Genomic DNA, 18,641 nt, shown 5'->3' with positions numbered 1-18,641 from the left:
CCAGGGGGTGCGCGAAGCCGTGGTGGATCAGGGGTGGCGGGGCGTCACCAGGGCGGCCGGTAGCCGGTGGTGATCCGCTCTCCGGTACGGCGCCACTTGGGCTCCTTGTCCACCGTGCGGGCCGTGATCGTCCTCAGCCTGCGGACCACGGCGCCGTAGACGCTGCTGCCCGTCCTGGACACCTTGGCGCCGGGGGGCTCGTCCATGAACGGCATGAACTTGTCAGGGAAGCCGGGCATGGTGCAGGCGATGCAGATGCCGCCGACGTTCGGGCAGCCGCCGATGCCGTTCATCCAGCCGCGCTTGGGGACGTTGCACTTGACCACCGGGCCCCAGCAGCCGATCTTGACCAGGCACTTCGGTGAGTCGTACGACTCCGCGAACTCGCCCTCTTCGTAGTAGCCCGCCCGGTCGCAGCCCTCGTGCACGGTGGCCCCGAACAGCCAGGTCGGGCGCAGCTTGTCGTCCAGCGGGATCATCGGGGCGGCGCCGGTCGCCTGGTAGAGCAGGTAGGTGAGCGTCTCGGCGAAGTTGTCGGGCTGGATCGGACAGCCGGGGACGCAGACGATGGGGATGCCGGCCTGGGACTTCCAGTCCCAGCCGAGATAGTCCGGGACGCCCATCGCGCCGGTCGGGTTGCCGGCCATCGCGTGGATGCCGCCGTACGTGGCACAGGTGCCGATGGCGACCACGGCCAGGGCCTTGGGCGCGAGCCGGTCGATCCACTCGCTGGTGGTGATGGGCTGGCCGGTCTCCGGGTTGTCCCCGAAGCCGCACCAGTAGCCCTCGGGCTTGATCGCCTCGTTGGGGACGGACCCCTCGACGACCAGCACGAACGGGTCGATCTCGCCCCGCTCGCCTTTGAAGAACCACTCGATGAACGTGTCCGCACCGCCGACCGGGCCGCACTCGAAGTCGATGAGCGGCCAGTGGACGGCGATCTTCGGCAGGCCCGGCAGCGCGCCGAGGACGATCTCCTCGATGCTCGGCTGCATGGCGGCCGTCAACGCGACCGAGTCGCCGTCGCAGCTCAGACCCGCGTTGATCCAGAGGATGTGGATCGTGGGTGTCTCGTCGGCGGGCGTGCCCGTGGTGCGCGCAGCGCCGACCGTGTCCGGCGTCGCCTCAGTCATGAGACCGCCTCCCGGGGAGGTAAGGGATGAAGGCCTGCATTTCGGACCCTCTGATTCTTCGTATCAGCCGTCCGGTGGGGGTGAAACGCGACTGTGGGCCATTCCGGTGACAGGAGCGGCAGTGGTGGGAGAGCCGGTTTACGCAACCGGGGGCGGAGCGAGGTGCGGCGGGGTGCACGGGGGCCGCCGCTTGTGGACGAACGCGCGGCGCAGGGCGTGGTACGGGGCGTCCGGGTCGTCGAAGGTGCGGCGCATGCGGGCCAGCTCCCGCTCGCGGAAGGCGGCGAGCGGGGTCGTGGCCTCCCGCCGGTCCAGCTCCGCCTTCTTCGTGGCGATCCGGGACGCCGTCGCGGGCAGTGCCGCGAGCCGCGCGGCCAGGGCGCCGGCCTCGTGCGCGAACTCGCCGGGACCGCAGTCGATCACCCGGTCGGCCAGCCCGAGCCGCAGGGCGCCCGCCGAGCTCACGGGCAGCGCCTCCCGCATCAGCCGCTCGGCCGCGCCCTGCCCGACCCTGCGGGGCAGCGTGTACGTCCAGTACTCCGAGCCGTACAGCCCCATCAGGCGGTAGTGGGGGTTCAGTACGGCCCCGGAGCGGCACCACACCTCGTCGGCGGCGAGGGCGAGCATCACCCCGCCCGCCGCGGCGTTGCCCGCGACGGCCGAGATCACGAGCCGGTCGGTGGTGGTGAGGATCGCCTCGACGAGGTCGTCGATGGCGTTGATGTTCGCCCAGGACTCGGCGCCGGGGTCGGCGGCGGCCTCGATGACGCCGAGATGGATCCCGTTGGAGAAGAAGTCCCGCTGACCGCCCAGCACCAGCACGGAGGTGGGTCGGGCGCACGCCTCCCGGTAGGCGTCCAGGAGGCGCCGGCACTGCTCGGTGCTCATGGCTCCGCCCGGGAAGGAGAACGAGAGGAGGCCGACGCTGCCGTCCTCCCGGTAGCGGATGTCCGTCCAGGTGGACTCCCGCGCATCGGGCAGCGGGGGCGGTGCGTGCTCGGGCAGGGGCGGCAGCCGGTCACCCAGGGCCCGCACGGCGGGGAGCTTGAAGGTGGGAGGCTGCCCGGGCAGGCGTCGGGGCCGCAGTTCGGGGATCCACACGGCGCCGTCCGTGGTGGCCCGGCAGATCGCCCCGGCCCGGGTGGCCAGGAGCTCACCCGGGGCGCCGCGCAGCGCGCTCTCGGGGTGGCCGCCGTGCAGGTACCACTCGCCGCCGAGCAGCACGTCCAGGACACCGGGCTGCGAGTCCGCCGCCCGCAGCTTGCGGACGACCGTCTCCATGGAGTCCACGGCCCAGTCGATCCGCCGCACGCCCTGGTCGAGGTACGGCCGGACACGCAAGGGCGTGCCCGCCAGGCCCGCCTCGTCCTGTTTGCACGGAACGTGGGATCCGCTCGCGAAGCGCTCCACGGCGAGCAGGACGGCCGCGAGCGCGGCGTCGGCGACCTCGCCTCGGTACAGGTCGCTCTTGGCCAACGGAACCCGGCACCGGTCCCGCTTTGCCCCGGGCGGAACCCGGCACAGCACGGAGGCCCACACGTCACCCGCGTCCATCTCCGCGTCGGCCTGCAGGACGGTGACGCCCCACCGGTCGGCGCCCTCGTGGATCGCCCAGTCCAGGGAGGAAGGTCCCCGGTCGCCCACCGGCCCCGGATGGACGACGAGGCAGGTGTGTGCCGCCCACACCTCCTCGGGGATCGCGGTCCTCAGCATCGGCGCCACGACGAGCTGAGGCGCGTGCCGCCGTACGGCGTCCGCCAACGAACCGTCCGGCAGGGCGAGTTCCACCGCCACCCGGTGGCCGCGGTCGCGCAGCTCCGCATGGACACGCTGGGTGAGGCTGTTGAACGCGCTGGCCACGAGCAGGATCTGCACGGCTGCCTCCGGGCGGACGGTCGGCGGCCGGGGATGACCGCCGACCGCGATCTTCGGTCAGGTCGGCCTGCGGTCGGTGGTGACAGACGGTGAGGTCATCCGAAAAGCGGGGGGCGATCCGCCGACCGGCCTCACCAGGTGCCGGTCATGCGCTGCCAGAGGGAGCGGGTGGCACCGAAACCCGTCTCGTGCGTCCACACATGGGTGCACGAGCGGCACTGCAGGTGCAGCAGGCTGCCCGTGTTGGAGAGCAGGTAGCGCCAGTGCTCGGAGCAGGTGCGGGACTGCTCGCAGTCGCCGCACCCGCGATGGTCGCTGCAGTTCGGGCAGGCCACCCACGCGCGGCGGCCGATGTCCGCCTGCGGGTCACGGGGCAGCATGCCCCTCCCCTCGCGGCGGGAGCACACCGGCCGAGACCAGTTCGTCGTACACGCGCTGCTGCTCCGCGTCGAGGCCGGAGTACAGCAGCGCGTACGCCTCCTCCTCACCGCGCAGCGCCTCGCCGGGGTCCCAGTCGGGGCCGAGGGCGTCCAGGACGTGAGCCCGCCGGAGCATTTCGTGTGCGCTCAGGTCGACGGCGAACTCGACCGGAGCGGGGCCGTGGGAGGACATGCGATCGAACGTAGGTAAGCCTTCCTGGCCGCGGCAAGGGCGGGTGGGGGAAGTCACAGCAGGTCGGCGATCGCCCCGCACGGCCCACGCGCCCTCTTGACAAGCCGCGACACACGGCGGCAATCTTCCAGTAAGCAGAAAACAACTTCCGTAATACGGAATTTCAACCACGGAAGGAGCGCGGACCCCGATGCCGGGCTTTGAATTGGGCACTGCCGCAGACCAGCGCTTCAACGTCAACCTGTCGATCCTCTTCACGGAACTCCCGCTCCTGGAGCGCCCCGCGGCAGCCGCCGCGGCCGGCTTCACCGCGGTCGAGCTGTGGTGGCCCTGGGTCGACTCCCCCACCCCCGAGCAGTCCGAGCTCGACGCCCTGAAGAAGGCGATCGAGGAGGCGGGCGTCCAGCTCACCGGGCTGAACTTCTACGCCGGCCGGCTGCCCGGACCCGACCGGGGCGCCCTGTCGCTCCCGGGCGAGGAGTCGGAGCGGTTCCGCGCCAACATCGACGTGGCCGCCGACTTCGCCCAGTCGCTGGGCACCAAGGCGCTCAACGCCCTGTACGGAAACCGCGTCGAGGGCGTGGACCCGGCCGAGCAGGACGCGCTGGCACTGGAGAACCTGGTGCTCGCCGCCCGGGCCGCCGACCGCATCGGGGCGATCCTGCTGATCGAGGCCCTGAACAAGCCCGAGTCGCCGCTGTACCCGCTGGTTTCGGCGCCGGCCGCCGTCGGCATCGTCGACAAGGTCAACGAGGCGACGGGGCTGGACAACGCCCGCTTCCTCATGGACCTCTACCACCTGTCCATGAACGGCGAGGACCTGCCGTCGGTGATCGAGCGGTACGCCGCGAAGACCGGCCATGTGCAGATCGCCGACAACCCGGGCCGCGGCGCCCCGGGTACGGGCTCGCTCCCGCTGAAGGAGCTGCTCGACCAGCTGACGAAGGCGGGCTACGAGGGCTGGGTCGGCCTGGAGTACAAGCCGGGCGACAAGCCGAGCTCCGAGGCCTTCGAGTGGCTGCCCCGCGCAGCGCGCGCCGCCCGCTGAACACATACCCGCATTTGAGAGGCACCCCATCATGAGCAACCTCCCCAAGATCGCCTGGATAGGCCTCGGCATCATGGGCTCCCCCATGTCCGAGAACCTGATCAAGGCGGGTTACCAGGTCACCGGCTTCACCCTGGAGCAGGACAAGCTGGACCGGCTCGCCGCCGCGGGCGGCACCGTCGCCGGCTCGATCGCCGAGGCCGTCAAGGACGCCGACGTCGTCATCACGATGGTGCCGGCCTCCCCGCAGGTCGAGGCCATCTCCTACGGCCCCGACGGCATCCTGGAGAACGCGAAGTCCGGCGCGCTGCTGATCGACATGTCCTCGATCACCCCGCAGACCTCGGTCGACCTGGCCAAGGCGGCGAAGGACAAGGGCATCCGCGTCCTGGACGCGCCCGTGTCCGGCGGTGAGGCCGGCGCCATCGAGGCCGTACTGTCGATCATGGTCGGTGGCGAGCAGGCCGACTTCGACGCCGCGAAGCCGATCCTCGAGGCGCTCGGCAAGACCATCGTGCTGTGCGGTCCGCACGGCTCGGGCCAGACCGTGAAGGCGGCCAACCAGCTGATCGTCGCCGTGAACATCCAGGCGTGCGCCGAGGCCGTGGTCTTCCTGGAGAAGTCCGGCGTGGACCTCCAGGCGGCGCTGGACGTCCTCAACGGCGGCCTGGCGGGCTCGACCGTGCTGACGCGGAAGAAGGACAACTTCCTGAACCGTGACTTCAAGCCCGGCTTCCGCATCGACCTGCACCACAAGGACATGGGCATCGTCACGGACGCCGCCCGCAACGTCGGCGCCGCGCTGCCGGTCGGCGCCGTGGTGGCCCAGCTGGTCGCGTCCCTGCGTGCGCAGGGCGACGGCGGCCTCGACCACTCGGCCCTGCTGCGGGCCGTGGAGCGCCTCTCCGGCGCCCAGGTCTGAGCCAGCCCGCCCCAGACTTCCGGGCCGTGGCGCCGCTGACACTTGTCCTGTCGCGCCCAGGCGTCGCCACGGCCCGGAATCATCTTCAACAAATCGTCGAGTTGGCTTCAACAAACTGTTGACGTCCAGATCGCCCCCTCCTAGGCTCCACAAAGCGGAAACAGTTTTCCGCTGAAACCCGCACGGAAGGTCCACGATGTCGAAGCGCGCGCTCACCGCTCGAACACTCACCACGGAGTCCGGCGCCCCGGTCGCAGACAACCAGAATTCCGCCTCCGCCGGCGTCGGCGGCCCGCTCCTGCTCCAGGACCAGCACCTGCTGGAGAAGCTGGCCCGCTTCAACCGTGAGCGCATTCCGGAGCGCGTGGTGCACGCCCGGGGCTCCGGGGCGTACGGCCACTTCGAGGTGACCGACGACGTCACCGGCTTCACCCACGCCGACTTCCTCAGCGCGGTCGGCAAGCGGACCGAGGTGTTCCTGCGCTTCTCGACCGTGGCCGACAGCCTCGGCGGCGCGGACGCCGTCCGTGACCCGCGCGGTTTCGCGGTCAAGTTCTATACGGCGGAGGGCAATTACGACCTCGTCGGCAACAACACCCCGGTGTTCTTCATCAAGGACCCGATCAAGTTCCCCGACTTCATCCACTCGCAGAAGCGCGACCCGTTCACCGGCCGCCAGGAGCCGGACAACGTCTGGGACTTCTGGGCGCACGCCCCCGAGGCCACGCACCAGGTGACCTGGCTGATGGGCGACCGCGGCATCCCGGCGTCGTACCGCCACATGAACGGCTACGGCTCGCACACCTACCAGTGGACGAACGCCGAGGGCGAGGCCTTCTTCGTCAAGTACCACTTCAAGACGAACCAGGGCGTGCGCTGCCTGAGCGCCGAGCAGGGCGCCGAGCTCGCGGGCAAGGACCCCAACTCCCACCAGACGGACCTGCTCCAGGCCATCGAGCGGGGCGTGCACCCGTCCTGGACGCTGTACGTCCAGCTCATGCCGGCGGCCGAGGCGGCCGACTACCGCTTCAACCCCTTCGACCTGACCAAGGTCTGGCCGCACAAGGACTACCCGCTGCAGCGCGTGGGCCGCCTGGTCCTGGACCGCAACCCGGACAACGTCTTCGCCGAGGTCGAGCAGGCCGCGTTCTCCCCGAACAACTTCGTGCCGGGCATCGGCCCTTCGCCGGACAAGATGCTGCAGGGCCGCCTTTTCGCCTACGCGGACGCGCACCGCTACCGCCTGGGCGTCAACCACACCCTGCTGGCCGTGAACGCCCCGAAGGCGACGACCGCGCAGAACTACGGCCGCGACGGCTTCATGGCCACCAACTCCCAGGGCCGCGCGGCGAAGAACTACGAGCCCAACTCCTACGACGGCCCGGTCGAGACCGGCCGCCCCCTGTCGGCCCCCCTCGCGGTGGCCGGCCACACGGGCACCCACGTGGCGCCCCTGCACACCAAGGACGACGACTTCTTCCAGGCCGGCGAGCTGTACCGCCTGATGTCCGCCGAGGAGAAGTCCCGCCTGATCGCCAACATCGCCGGTGGCCTCTCGCAGGTCTCCCGCGACGACGTGATCGAGAAGAACCTGGCCCACTTCCACGCCGCCGACCCGGAGTACGGCAAGCGCGTGGAAGAGGCGGTCCGCGCCCTGCGCGAGGACTGAACCCCCGGACTGCGTCCGCCTCCTGACGGGAGGTCAGGAGCCGGACGCATCGCCCGTGCCACACGCCGATCGACCCGGATGAGGGGTGGTCGCTCGGAGACCGGCGCGGGCAACGTGAGGACCGCGGCGGCGTGCGAGCCAGTGCGGTGGTGAAGGTCCCGGCCTCCTTCTCGACCTGAGGGAAGGAGCCCCCGGTTCCATCGCTGCCGCCGCGGTCCCAAGCCTCCCCCGAAGGCACCGTCCGGCGGCGCGAATGTCCTGTCGCGCCCAGCCTCGCGCCGTCGGACGGCCACAACCGAATACCTCACCGGCTGAAGAGCGCCGGGTACGGACGGTCCCGTACCCGGCGCTCTTCGGCGTCCTGGGGCCGCGTGGGTCGGCGCCGTGTCTGCCGTACCGGTGGTCGCTGACGACCCGCGGGTCATATCCGGCCTCTCGGCCGAGTGCACCCCGTCGTGTCCCTCGCCGAGCTTCCGTGAGACGTGGTGGTCGTCGGCGGCGGCATCCGCAGGACCGAGCAACTGCCTCCGCTCTTCGGACTGACCGTGAACCTGATCCGGCGCCATGGCCGCGTACGCCATCGGTCGTAGGCCGGCTACGGAACCCTCAGATCAACCTCTGAACCCACGCCGGGAGGCTTCAACCACCCCTCGTGGTGGGCACATTCTCGTCACGTGGGACCCGCCGACACGGGGGCGGCGGGTTCCGTGAACGGGGGAGCACCACAACGGGGGACACCAAAGGGGCGGCCCAACCTCTCGGTTGGACCGCCCCTCGCTGTCGGGAGGCGTCAGGCCCTGCCCCGTCAGACCTTCAGCGTCTTGAGCGACGTCGGCGCGTGGCCCGGCTCCGTCGCGATCTCCTCGAACTCGACGACGTTGCTGATGTCGTTCGTGGTCGACATGGAGATGTTGGTGACGCGCTCCAGGATCGCCTCGACGACCACCGGGACCCGGTACTCCTGCGCGAGCTTCTTCGCCTGCTCGAAGGCGGCGCCGAGCTCTGCCGGGTCGGTCACCCGGATCGCCTTGCAGCCGAGGCCCTCGGCGACCTTGACGTGGTCGACGCCGTAGACGCCGAGCTCGGGCGAGTTGATGTTCTCGAACTCCAGCTTGACCTGGAAGTCGATGTCGAACGCCCGCTGCGCCTGACGGATCAGGCCCAGGTAGGAGTTGTTCACCAGGACATGGACGTACGGGATCCTGTGCTGCGCCCCGACCGCCAGCTCCTCGATCATGAACTGGAAGTCGTAGTCGCCGGACAGGGCGACGACCTGCGCCTCCGGGTCGGCCTGGGCGACGCCCAGCGCGGCCGGGATCGTCCAGCCCAGCGGGCCCGCCTGGCCGCAGTTGATCCAGTGCCGCGGCTTGAAGACGTGCAGCATCTGGGCGCCCGCGATCTGCGAGAGGCCGATGGTGGAGACGTACCGGGTCTGAGGGCCGAAGGCCTTGTTCATCTCCTCGTAGACGCGCTGCGGCTTGATCGGGATGTCGTCGAAGTGCGTACGGCGCTGGAGAGTCGCCTTCTTCTCCTGCGCGGACGCGGCCCAGGCGGAGCGGTCGGGCAGCTTGCCGGCCGCCTTCAACTCCCGTGCCACCTCGACGAACAGCTCCAGCGCGGCCTTCGCGTCGGAGGCGATGCCGTAGTCCGGGGCGAAGATCTTGCCGATCTGGGTGGGCTCGACGTCGACGTGCACGAACTTGCGCCCGGCCGTGTAGACGTCCAGCTTGCCGGTGTGGCGGTTGGCCCAGCGGTTGCCGATGCCGAGGACGAAGTCGGATTCCAGGAAGGTCGCGTTGCCGTAGCGGTGCGAGGTCTGCAGGCCCACCATGCCGGCGTTCAGCTCGTGGTCGTCGGGCAGCAGGCCCCAGCCCATCAGGGTCGGGACGACCGGGGTGCCGGTCAACTCGGCGAATTCGACGAGGAGTTCGGCGGCGTCGGCATTGATGACACCGCCGCCGGCCACGATCAGCGGACGCTCGGACGCGTTCAGCATCCCGATCGCCTTCTCGATCTGGGCGCGGCTCGCGGCGGGCTTGTAGACCGGGAGGGGCTCGTACGTCTCCGGGTCGAACTCGATCTCCGTGAGCTGGACGTCGATCGGCAGGTCGATGAGGACCGGGCCGGGACGGCCGGAGCGCATCAGGTGGAAGGCCTGCTGGAAGACGCCGGGGACCTGCGCGGCCTCCAGGACGGTCACCGCCATCTTCGTGACCGGCTTGGCGATCGAGGCGATGTCGACGGCCTGGAAGTCCTCTTTGTGGATCACGGCGGTCGGCGCCTGGCCGGTGATGCACAGGATCGGGATGGAGTCACCGATCGCGGAGTACAGGCCGGTGATCATGTCGGTGCCGGCGGGGCCGGACGTGCCGATGCAGACGCCGATGTTGCCGGGGTGCGTACGGGTGTAGCCCTCGGCCATGTGCGAGGCACCCTCCACATGGCGGGCGAGGGTGTGCTGGATTCCGCCGGAGGCCTTGAGCGCCGCGTAGAACGGGTTGATCGCCGCGCCCGGCACGCCGAACGCGTTGCTGACGCCCTCGCGCTTGAGGATCTCGACTGCCGCTCGGGCAGCGGTCATACGAGCCATTGGTTACTCCTGCTTCGGCTGTCGGATTCGCACCCCCGTCGCGCCCCGCGGTGAGCAATTCCGTGACGATGACAATCCCGCGAGCCGTTATTCCGTATCGCGGAAACTGTTTTCTACTATCTGGAAGCAATGTAGGTGTGCCGGTGAAGACCGTCAAGGGGCGGACAACCAGGCGGGTCCTGGAGGACGATGGGACCGCTGTCCCGATGCGAGGTCGTCCTGGAGTGGCCATGTCCGAGAGCGTGTCGGTGCGCTGCCCGGCCTGCCGGCGCGAGCATGTATACGAGGCGCCCGCCTATCCCTGCGCGTGCGGGGCGCCCGTCTCGATGCCACTCGACCCGGACGGGATCGCGTCGGCGGTCACCCGGCGCGCCTGGGACGACGAATGGATCAGCGTGCGCTGTACGGCGTGCGGCCGGGACGGCGAGTGGCCCCGTCCGGAGCTGGGCTGCTCCTGCGGGACGGTACTGCTCGTCCCGGTGGCGCGGACGGCCGCGGACGACGCGCCGCGGCGCAAGGAGCCCGCCGCGCGCCGCGCCTTCCAGCCCGTCACGATCCGCACCGCGCGCGACGCGGTGACGGCGGCCGCCGTCTATCTGCGCTGGCTCGGCTACCGGGACATCCGCCGCGCCGACCAGCGGCCGCCGACCGGCATCGGCATCGCCGCCCACGGCCTGCTCGCCCAGGTCGACCCGACCGTGAGCCCGGCCTCGCTGCGGGACGTGGAGTGTCTGTGGCTGACGGCCATGACGGAGTCCGCGACCTGTGTCTACTTCTCCCTCGCCGGATACGCCCCCGACGCCCGCACCCGCGCCGACGCCCTGGGCGTCCCCCTGTTCGTCCTGGACCTCACCGGCACCCCGCAGCCGGTCAACAGCCTCGCCGACGAGCTGGACGCGACGGGCGCGCGGTAATCCGCTCGCGCCCCCTGCGGTCCTCGACGGACACTCGGCACATGCGCATCCGCCCCGCCGCGCCGGACGAGCTCCCGGCCCTCCAGGACATCGAACGCGCGGCGGGCGCCGCCTTCCGCGACCTCGGCATGTCGGCGATCGCCGACGACGACCCGCCTGCCCTGGGCGTCCTGGACCGCTACCGCCGGGCGGGTCGCGCCTGGGTCGCCTGCGCCGACGGCGACCGGCCCATGGCCTACCTGATCTGCGAGCCCGTCGACGGTTCGCTCCACATCGAGCAGGTCTCGGTACACCCGGACTTCGCACACCGCGGCGTGGGCCGCGCCCTCCTCGGCCACGCGTCCGACCGCGCAGCCGAACAGGGCCTGACCGGTGTCACCCTGACCACCTTCACCGAGGTCCCGTGGAACGCCCCGTACTACGCACGGCTGGGCTTTCGCCCCCTCGACGAGACCGAGCTCACCCCCGGACTACGGAAGATCCGCGCCCACGAAGCAGAACTCGGCCTCGACCAGTGGCCCCGGGCCTGTATGCGCCGCGACCGGAGCCGGTCCGGCGGACGGACCTAGCCGTCCGTGGCGTACCGCTCCCGCAGCTCGATCTTCCGCACCTTCCCGGACACCGTCATCGGGAACGAGTCGAGGATGCGCAGGCCGCTCGGGACCTTGTAGTGCGCCAGTCGCCCGTCGCAGAAGGCCCGCAGCTCCTCCAGTGTCAGCGGGTCACCCGGATCGCGCGGGATGACGCACGCCAGCACCGCCTCGCCGTACCTCTCGTGCGGGACCCCGACGACCTGGACGTCCGCGATCTTCGGGTGGGCGTACAGGAACTCCTCGATCTCGCGCGGGTAGATGTTCTCGCCGCCCCGGATGATCATGTCCTTGATGCGGCCGACGATCTCGACGTAGCCGTCCTCCCGCATCGTCGCGAGGTCACCGGTGTGCATCCAGCGGCCGGCGTCGACGGCCTCGGCGGTCTTCTCGGGCTCGTTCCAGTAGCCCAGCATCACGCTGTAGCCGCGGGTGCACAGCTCGCCCGCCGTGCCGCGCGGCAGGGTCACCCCGGTCGCCGGGTCGACGATCTTCACCTCGACGTGCGGCAGCACTCGGCCGACCGTGCCGGTGCGGTGTTCCAGGTCGTCCTCGCGCCGGGTCTGGGTGGAGACGGGCGACGTCTCCGTCATGCCGTAGCAGATGGACACCTCAGCCATGTTCATCTCGCTGACCACCCGCTTCATCACCTCCACCGGGCAGGGCGAGCCCGCCATGATGCCGGTGCGCAGGGAGGAGAGGTCGTACGTCGCGAAGTCGGGGTGGTTCAGCTCCGCGATGAACATGGTCGGGACGCCGTAGAGCGATGTGCAGCGCTCCTGCTGGACGGCCTCCAGCGTGGCCTTCGGGTCGAAGGAGGGGGCCGGGATGACCATGCAGGCGCCGTGGGAGGTGGCCGCCAAATTACCCATCACCATCCCAAAACAGTGATAAAAGGGCACGGGGATGCACACCCGGTCCTGCTCGCTGTAGGCGATCATCTCGCCCACGAAGTAGCCGTTGTTGAGGATGTTGTGGTGGGAGAGGGTGGCCCCCTTGGGGAAGCCCGTCGTGCCCGACGTGTACTGGATGTTGATCGGGTCGTCGCAGGACAGGTCCTCGTACGGGACAGGGGTCCCCCGCGCGATCAGTGCCTGCCAGCTCGGGTCCCCGATGAACACGGTCTCCCGCAACCGCGGGCACCTGCCCCGCACTTGCTCCACCATCGCCCGGTAGTCGCTCGTCTTGTGGCTGAGGGAGGCGAAGAGCAGGGAGATGCCGGCCTGGTTGAGGACGTACTCGACCTCATGGGTGCGGTAGGCCGGGTTGATGTTCACCATGATCGCGCCGATGCGGGCGGTGGCGTACTGGACGAGAACCCACTCGGGGCAGTTCACCGCCCAGATTCCCACCCGGTCGCCCTTGCCGACCCCGCTCGCGAGCAGCGCGTACGCCAGCTCGTCGACGTCTGCGGCGAACCGGGCGTAGGTCCAGCGCCTTCCGGACGGAACGTCGACCAGCGCCTCCCGGTCCGGCCACGCGGCCACGGCCCGGTCCAGGTTGGCCCCGATCGTGTCCCCGAGCAGGGCGGTCCCGCTCGTGCCGTGCGTGTACGACAGCTGTGCGGTCACCGGAAGTCCTCCTCGCGGTACTCGGCGTCCGAGCCCGCCGCCGTCGCCTCGCGCAGCTCGATGCGGCGGATCTTGCCGGAGACGGTCTTGGGCAGCGGGGCGAACTCCAGGCGGCGCACGCGCTTGTACGGCGCGAGGACCTCCCGCGAGTGCTCGAAGAGCACCTTGGCCGTGTCGGGACCCGGCTCCCAGCCCTCCGCGAGGACGATGTAGGCCTTCGGCACCGCGAGCCGCAGCTCGTCCGGCGCGGGCACGACGGCCGCCTCGGCCACCGCCTCGTGCTCCAGCAGGGCGCTCTCCAGCTCGAAGGGGCTGATCTTGTAGTCCGACGCCTTGAAGACGTCGTCGGCGCGCCCCACGTAGGTGATGTATCCGTCGGCGTCCCGCGAGCCGATGTCCCCCGTCCGGTAGTAGCCGCCGGCCATCGCCTCCGCCGTACGGTCGGCGTCGCCGTGGTAGCCGGTCATCACGCCGACGGGGCGGGCGGCCAGGTCCAGCGCGATCTCGCCCTCAGCGGCGCCGGGCGCGCCGGAGACCGGGTCGAGGAGTTCGACGCGGAAGCCGGGGCTGGGGCGGCCCATGGAGCCGGTCTTCAGGGGCTGGCCGGGGCTGTTGGAGACCTGGACGCAGGTCTCGGTCTGCCCGAAGCCGTCCCGGATGGTCACGTCCCAGGCGCGCCGGACCTGCTCGATGACCTCGGGGTTCAGCGGCTCTCCCGCCGCCACGACCTCACGCGGCGGGGTGCGCAGCGCGCCGAGGTCGGCCTGGATGAGCATGCGCCAGACGGTGGGCGGCGCGCAGAAGGTGGTGACGCCCGCGCGGTCCATCTCCGCCATCAGCCGGGCCGCGTCGAAGCGCGTGTAGTTGTGGATGAAGACGGTCGCCTCGGCGTTCCACGGCGCGAAGAGATTGGACCAGGCGTGCTTGGCCCAGCCGGGCGAGGAGATGTTCAGGTGCACGTCGCCGGGCTTGAGGCCGATCCAGTACATGGTGGCCAGGTGCCCGATGGGGTACGAGGTGTGGGTGTGCTCGACCAGCTTGGGGCGGGCAGTGGTGCCGGAGGTGAAGTAGAGCATCAGCGGGTCGTCGGACGCGGTCGGCCCGTCGGGGGTGAAGTCGGCGGACGCCGCGTACGCGTCCTCGTACGTCTGCCATCCCGCCCGCTCCCCGCCGACGGCGATGCGCGTGTAGCGGCCGGGCACGTCGTCGAACTTCCCGGTGTCCTCGGCCCGCACGAGCACATGCCGGACGCGTCCCCGCTCCACCCGGTCGCGCAGGTCGGCCGGGCCGAGCAGCGGGGTGGCCGGGATGACGACGGCGCGCAGCTTCATGGCGGCGAGGGCGGTCTCCCACAGCTCGGCCTGGTTGCCGAGCATGACGAGGACGCGGTCCTCGGCCCGCACGCCCCGCGCCCGCAGCCAGTTGGCGACGCGGTCGGACCGCTCGGCCATCTCGGCGAAGGACAGCCGGACCTCGCTGCCGTCCTCCTCGACGATGTGCAGCGCGGGGCGGTCGTTCCCCGCGGCGATCACGTCGAACCAGTCGAGCGCCCAGTTGAAACGGTCCGGCCGGGGCCAGACGAAGCCCGCGTAGGCCGTGGCGTAGTCCTCGCGGTGGTCAAGCAGGAAGTCCCGCGCGCTGCGGAACGACTCCGTCCCCGTGGTCATCTGTCCTCCTAGATACCGGACCTTGCCGGGCGGCTCTCTGCCATCGTGTAATCCGTGACGTGGGTCTCACTACCCCCGAACGGGGGTGTGCGCTCCGGAAACAGCGGTGAAAGGGCGAGAGCGTGGCAGTGAACGCGGCCGGATCGGTGGAGATAAGGAGCGCGCTGCTGCGCCTGCGCCGCTCGACCGGCCTCCCGGTCGCGTTCGGCGGCCTGGTCGAGGCCGGGCACCGGCGGATGCGCATCAGCGAACTGAGCGGCACGGCCACCGACTCCCTGAGCAGGCTCGCGGTGACCGCCGGAAACGGCCTGGGCGGCAAGGCCGTCGCCCTCGCCCGGCCCTGCGCGGTCACGGACTACTCGGCCTCACGGCAGATCACCCATGAGTACGACGCCGCCGTCGCGATGGAGGGGCTGTGTTCGGTGGTGGCGGTCCCGGTCGTCGTACGGCGCCGGGTGCGCGGTGTCCTGTACGGCGCCCTGCGCACGGCCCAGCCGCTGGGCGACCGCACGCTGACGGCGGCCGTGGACGCGGCGCGGGACGTGGAGCAGGCGCTGGTCGTGCGGGACGCGGCGCGCGGGCTGCTGGAGGAGACGGCGCGTCCGCAGACGGTGCCGTCCGACCGGGGCGCCACGTGGGAGCAGGTCCGCGAGGCCCACGCCGCGCTGCGGGCGCTGGCCCCGCGCATCGGCGACCCCGCCCTGCGCGCGGAGCTCCTCGCCGCCTGCGGCCTGCTGACGGACGGGCCCCGGCGCGCCGACGTGCAGCTGGCGCCCCGCGAACTGGACGTGCTGGCATGCGTGGCCTCGGGCGCGACGAACGCGGCCACGGCCGAGCGGCTGGGGCTGCGGGCGGAGACGGTCAAGGGCTATCTGCGCTCGGCCATGCGCAAGCTGGGCACGCACACCCGCGGTGAGACGGTGGCCGCGGCACGCAGGGCGGGGCTGCTGCCGTAGGTCCGCGGGGCAGTACGCCTGCTGATCCGCGAGGGCCGTAGGCCGCCCGCCGCCGACAGGGGCAGCGCAGGGCCGCAGGTCGCCCCCTCGGGCCGTCCGGCTCCGACGAGCATCATTCATTCACCCGACCCTTGAATTTCCCCATGCTCCACCGTTGTTATTTGCCTCACCATGTCTTCGGTCCGAATTTCAAAGATCCGTTGCCTAATATTGGCCCGAACACGACACACGGAGGGGAGCGGTGACCGTGCGACGGGACTTCAAGGAGCCTGCCAGCTGCCGCCCCGACCAGGTCATCGGCAGGGAGGAGCCGTTCAGCGCGGCGCGTGAGCAGCTCGGACGGGGCGGCAGCGTGCTGCTTCACGGGCCTGCCGGAATTGGGAAGTCGACCGTCCTGCGGGCATTGGCCGCGGATTACGGCGCGGCGGCCCGCACCGTGTTGCGCTGCTCGCCCACGGAGTCCGAATCCCATCTGCCCTTCCTGGCCCTCGCCGACCTGCTCGGCCTGGTCCTGGACGAGGTGTCCGACCGGCTCCCCACCGCCCAGCTCACCGCCCTGGAGTCGGCACTGACCGGCCGCGGCGAGTCCACCCTTCAGCGCGACGGCCTCGCCCTGCGCCTGGCCGTGCTGTCCGCCCTGCGCGCCCTCGCCGACACCGGCCCCGTCCTCGTCGTCGCCGACGACCTCCAGTGGCTCGACCCGGCCAGCGCCGAGCTCCTCGGCTTCGCCGCCCGCCGCCTCGGGGACACCCCGGTGCGGATGCTGTGCGCGGTACGGACCGATGGCCAGGAGTACGACCGCCATCTACGCGCGTGCCCGCCGGACACCCTCGCCGTACGGCTGGGCCCCCTCTCCCGCGCCCAGATGTCCGTCCTGCTGGACCACCGCGGCTTCACCGGCCTGCCCCGCTCCACGGTCCGGGACATCCACCGCACCAGCGGCGGCAACGCCCTGTTCGCCCTCGAACTGGGCCGCGCCCTCGCCGAGAACCCCACCCCGCCCCGCCCGGGCGAGCCCCTGCCGGTGCCCACCTCGCTGCGCGCCCTGGTGCTGAACCGCCTGGAGATGCTGTCGGAGGAGGCCCGCCGCACCCTCCTGGTCGCGAGCGCCGGCGCCCGCCCCACCCTTGCCCTGCTGCACGCGGCCGGCCGTGACAACGCCGAGGCGGAGACCGCCCAGGCCGCCGGGCTCGGACTGCTGGCGACGGAGCCCGAGGGTCCCGCCGTACGGTTCGCGCACCCGATGATCTCCGCCGCGCTGTACGCGGAGGCGCCCGCACAGGAACGCCGGGCCGCTCACGCCGCGCTGTCCACGGCCGCCTCGGACCCCATCGAGCGCGCCCGACACCTGGCCCTCGCCACCACCGGCACCGACCCGGAGGTCGCCGCCCGTCTCGCCGAGGCGGCCACCCAGGCCCGGGACCGCGGAGCGCCCTCGGTCTCCGCCCAGCTCTGCCTGCTCGCCGCCCGGCACACCCCGGCGGACGGTGACCCGAGCCCCGAGGCCCTGAGGCTGCAGGCCGTCGAGGACGCGATCACCGCGGGCGAGCTGGACCTCGCCCGGGACATCGCCCGCGAGGTGCTCGCCCGTACGACCGTCCCCGCGGAGCGGGTACGGGCCTGGATCGCCGTGATCGACACGGCGGGCCACGCGATGAACGAGGTCGACGCGATCTTCCCGCAGGCACTGGCCGACGCGGGCGACGACCCGCAGCTGCTCGCCCTGGTCCACTACCAGCTGACCTGGCGCGCCCTGCTCGTCAAGGGCGACTTCGACGAGGCGCGGGAGGAGGCCGCGTACTCGGCGGAGCTGGCCGCGCGGGCGGGCGACCGGTACACGGAGCTCATGGCGCTCGCCTTCCGGGCCCAGATCGAGACCCTCATGGGCCACCCGGACGCCCCCGCGACCATCCGGCGTGCGCTGCAGGAGCCCCAGGACCCGAGGGTGGCCTGCCATCACAACGGGGCCGGGTACTCCCGCTTCCGCTGGCTGGTCATGAGCGACCAGCTGCCCGAGGCGCGCGCCGCGGTCACCGCGCTGCTGCGCGAGGTGCGCCGGCACGGGTGGGTGGAGAGCGAGGTGCACTTCCTGCGCGGGATCGCCGAGACCGAACTGCACTCCGGCCACTGCGGGCGCGCCCTCGACCTGGCCCGCGAGAGCCTGCGGCTGGCCCGCGACACCGGCATCGGCGAGGTGGCCTCCGCGGTGCTCACCTCGTTCGCCGAGGCCGCGGGCGGGGAGGTGGACCGGGCCCTCGCGCTCGCCCGGGAAGCGGTGGAGCACGCCGAGGAGGACGGCGACCAGATGTACGTCTCCCGCGCCCTGACCGCCCTCGGCCACGCCCAGCTGGTGGCGGGGGACACACCGGCGGCGGTGCGTTCGCTGCGCCGGGTGCGTGAGGTCGAGCAGGGCCTCGGCATCACCGACCCGGCGCGCGGCCGCTGGCACGGCGACCTCGCCGAGGCCCTGGTGCGCAGCGGCGAGTTCGCGGAGGCCCAGGACGTCATCGACGTCACGCGCGAGCAGGCGCTGCGGCTGGACCGCGGGAGCGTGCTGGCCGTCCTCGACCGCGCCGAGGCGCTGATCCGCGCGGCACGGGGCGAACAGGACGCGGCGATGGCCCAGTTGACCTCGGCACAGGACCGGCTCGGCAAGCTGGGCTACGGCCTGGAGGAGGCCCGGGCCGCCTTCGCCCTGGCCCAGCTGCGCCCGGGCGCGCCCGGGCCGACGTCGTACGACGAGGCGGCCCGGCTGTTCCGCCGCTGCCGGGCGCTGCCCTGGCTGCGGCAGGTCGAGGCGGCCGCCGAGACACGCCCCGCGGAGGTGGCCCCCACCCCCGCCGCCGCGCCGGACGGCCTTGACGGGCTGGACGGGCTCGCCTCGATGGAGCGTCAGGTCGCCGCGCTCGTCATGGAGGGCGCGACCAATCGCGAGATCGCCGCACGCCTGTTCATCAGCGTCAAAACGGTCGAAGCGACACTTACCCGGGTCTATCGCAAGTTGGGGATCCGATCGCGGGTCGACATCGTCAGACTCGCGGCGGGACGTCGTACGACCTGATTTCGGGGCGCCGGGATACGTGCGTTCGGGACA

At 71.5% G+C, this 18,641-nt stretch carries 14 protein-coding genes; 7 read left to right on the top strand and 7 right to left on the bottom strand.

From position 1 onward, the window contains the following. Positions 1-44: 44 nt before the first annotated feature. The 4 genes from EJ357_RS37450 to EJ357_RS37435 all read right to left on the bottom strand — a co-directional run bounded on the left by EJ357_RS37450 (position 45) and on the right by EJ357_RS37435 (position 3,620). Entirely contained in the window at positions 45-1,133 is a 1,089-nt protein-coding gene (locus tag EJ357_RS37450; protein ID WP_126396102.1) for an NADH-quinone oxidoreductase subunit B family protein, read from the bottom strand. A 138-nt stretch (positions 1,134-1,271) separates the two neighbouring features. Continuing rightward, positions 1,272-3,008 (bottom strand): hydrogenase maturation protein, encoded by a 1,737-nt coding sequence (locus EJ357_RS37445; protein WP_126396101.1) that lies wholly within the window; start codon positions 3,006-3,008, stop codon positions 1,272-1,274. Positions 3,009-3,139: 131 nt separating this feature from the next. Beyond that, a complete protein-coding gene (locus tag EJ357_RS37440) occupies positions 3,140-3,388 on the bottom strand; it encodes a hypothetical protein (RefSeq protein WP_126396100.1) in 249 nt (82 codons plus the stop codon). Then, positions 3,375-3,620 (bottom strand): DUF6400 family protein, encoded by a 246-nt coding sequence (locus EJ357_RS37435; RefSeq protein ID WP_126396099.1) that lies wholly within the window; start codon positions 3,618-3,620, stop codon positions 3,375-3,377. Before EJ357_RS37435 ends, EJ357_RS37440 begins: the two co-directional genes overlap by 14 nt. A gap of 190 nt (positions 3,621-3,810) precedes the next feature. Here EJ357_RS37435 and EJ357_RS37430 point away from each other — a divergent pair, with 190 nt between their 5' ends. From EJ357_RS37430 to EJ357_RS37420, 3 genes are all read left to right on the top strand, one after another. Next, positions 3,811-4,668 carry a TIM barrel protein gene (locus EJ357_RS37430; protein ID WP_407698438.1) on the top strand — a complete coding sequence of 286 codons (858 nt, stop codon included), beginning with the start codon at positions 3,811-3,813 and terminating at the stop codon, positions 4,666-4,668. A 31-nt stretch (positions 4,669-4,699) separates the two neighbouring features. Continuing rightward, on the top strand, positions 4,700-5,590 hold the full coding sequence (locus EJ357_RS37425) for a 2-hydroxy-3-oxopropionate reductase (protein WP_126396098.1): 891 nt from the start codon (positions 4,700-4,702) through the stop codon (positions 5,588-5,590). 196 nt (positions 5,591-5,786) lie between these two features. Next, complete coding sequence (locus EJ357_RS37420; protein WP_126396097.1) at positions 5,787-7,259, top strand: catalase; 1,473 nt, start codon at positions 5,787-5,789, stop codon at positions 7,257-7,259. Positions 7,260-8,064: 805 nt separating this feature from the next. Here the strand turns inward: EJ357_RS37420 and gcl are convergent. Beyond that, positions 8,065-9,849, bottom strand: coding sequence for a glyoxylate carboligase (gene gcl, locus EJ357_RS37415; RefSeq protein ID WP_126396096.1), 1,785 nt, complete (start codon positions 9,847-9,849; stop codon positions 8,065-8,067). Between the two features lie 230 nt (positions 9,850-10,079). Between gcl and EJ357_RS37410 the strand changes: the two genes are divergently transcribed. Both EJ357_RS37410 and EJ357_RS37405 read left to right on the top strand, forming a co-directional pair. Then, positions 10,080-10,763 (top strand): hypothetical protein, encoded by a 684-nt coding sequence (locus EJ357_RS37410; RefSeq protein ID WP_175647658.1) that lies wholly within the window; start codon positions 10,080-10,082, stop codon positions 10,761-10,763. Between the two features lie 41 nt (positions 10,764-10,804). After that, positions 10,805-11,332: a GNAT family N-acetyltransferase gene (locus tag EJ357_RS37405; RefSeq protein WP_126396094.1), complete on the top strand. Its 528-nt coding sequence runs from the start codon at positions 10,805-10,807 to the stop codon at positions 11,330-11,332. Here the strand turns inward: EJ357_RS37405 and EJ357_RS37400 are convergent. Together EJ357_RS37400 and EJ357_RS37395 are read right to left on the bottom strand one after the other, a co-directional pair. After that, positions 11,329-12,924, bottom strand: coding sequence for an AMP-binding protein (locus tag EJ357_RS37400; protein WP_126396093.1), 1,596 nt, complete (start codon positions 12,922-12,924; stop codon positions 11,329-11,331). The two genes, EJ357_RS37405 and EJ357_RS37400, sit on opposite strands and share 4 nt — an antisense overlap. Next, positions 12,921-14,591: an AMP-binding protein gene (locus tag EJ357_RS37395; RefSeq protein WP_126396092.1), complete on the bottom strand. Its 1,671-nt coding sequence runs from the start codon at positions 14,589-14,591 to the stop codon at positions 12,921-12,923. The genes EJ357_RS37400 and EJ357_RS37395 overlap by 4 nt, the downstream gene beginning before the upstream one ends. A 128-nt stretch (positions 14,592-14,719) precedes the next feature. Between EJ357_RS37395 and EJ357_RS37390 the strand changes: the two genes are divergently transcribed. Further along, the gene (locus tag EJ357_RS37390) at positions 14,720-15,547 is read left to right on the top strand and encodes a response regulator transcription factor (RefSeq protein ID WP_407698533.1); all 828 of its coding nucleotides are present in this window, start codon (positions 14,720-14,722) and stop codon (positions 15,545-15,547) included. 241 nt (positions 15,548-15,788) lie between these two features. Beyond that, a complete protein-coding gene (locus EJ357_RS37385; protein ID WP_126396090.1) occupies positions 15,789-18,608 on the top strand; it encodes a helix-turn-helix transcriptional regulator in 2,820 nt (939 codons plus the stop codon). Positions 18,609-18,641 lie beyond the last annotated feature (33 nt).

It is taken from the genome of Streptomyces cyaneochromogenes (assembly GCF_003963535.1).
In the GTDB taxonomy this organism is placed as follows: Bacteria; Actinomycetota; Actinomycetes; order Streptomycetales; family Streptomycetaceae; genus Streptomyces; species Streptomyces shaanxiensis.
This window is presented reverse-complemented; position numbering and strand designations above follow the sequence as displayed.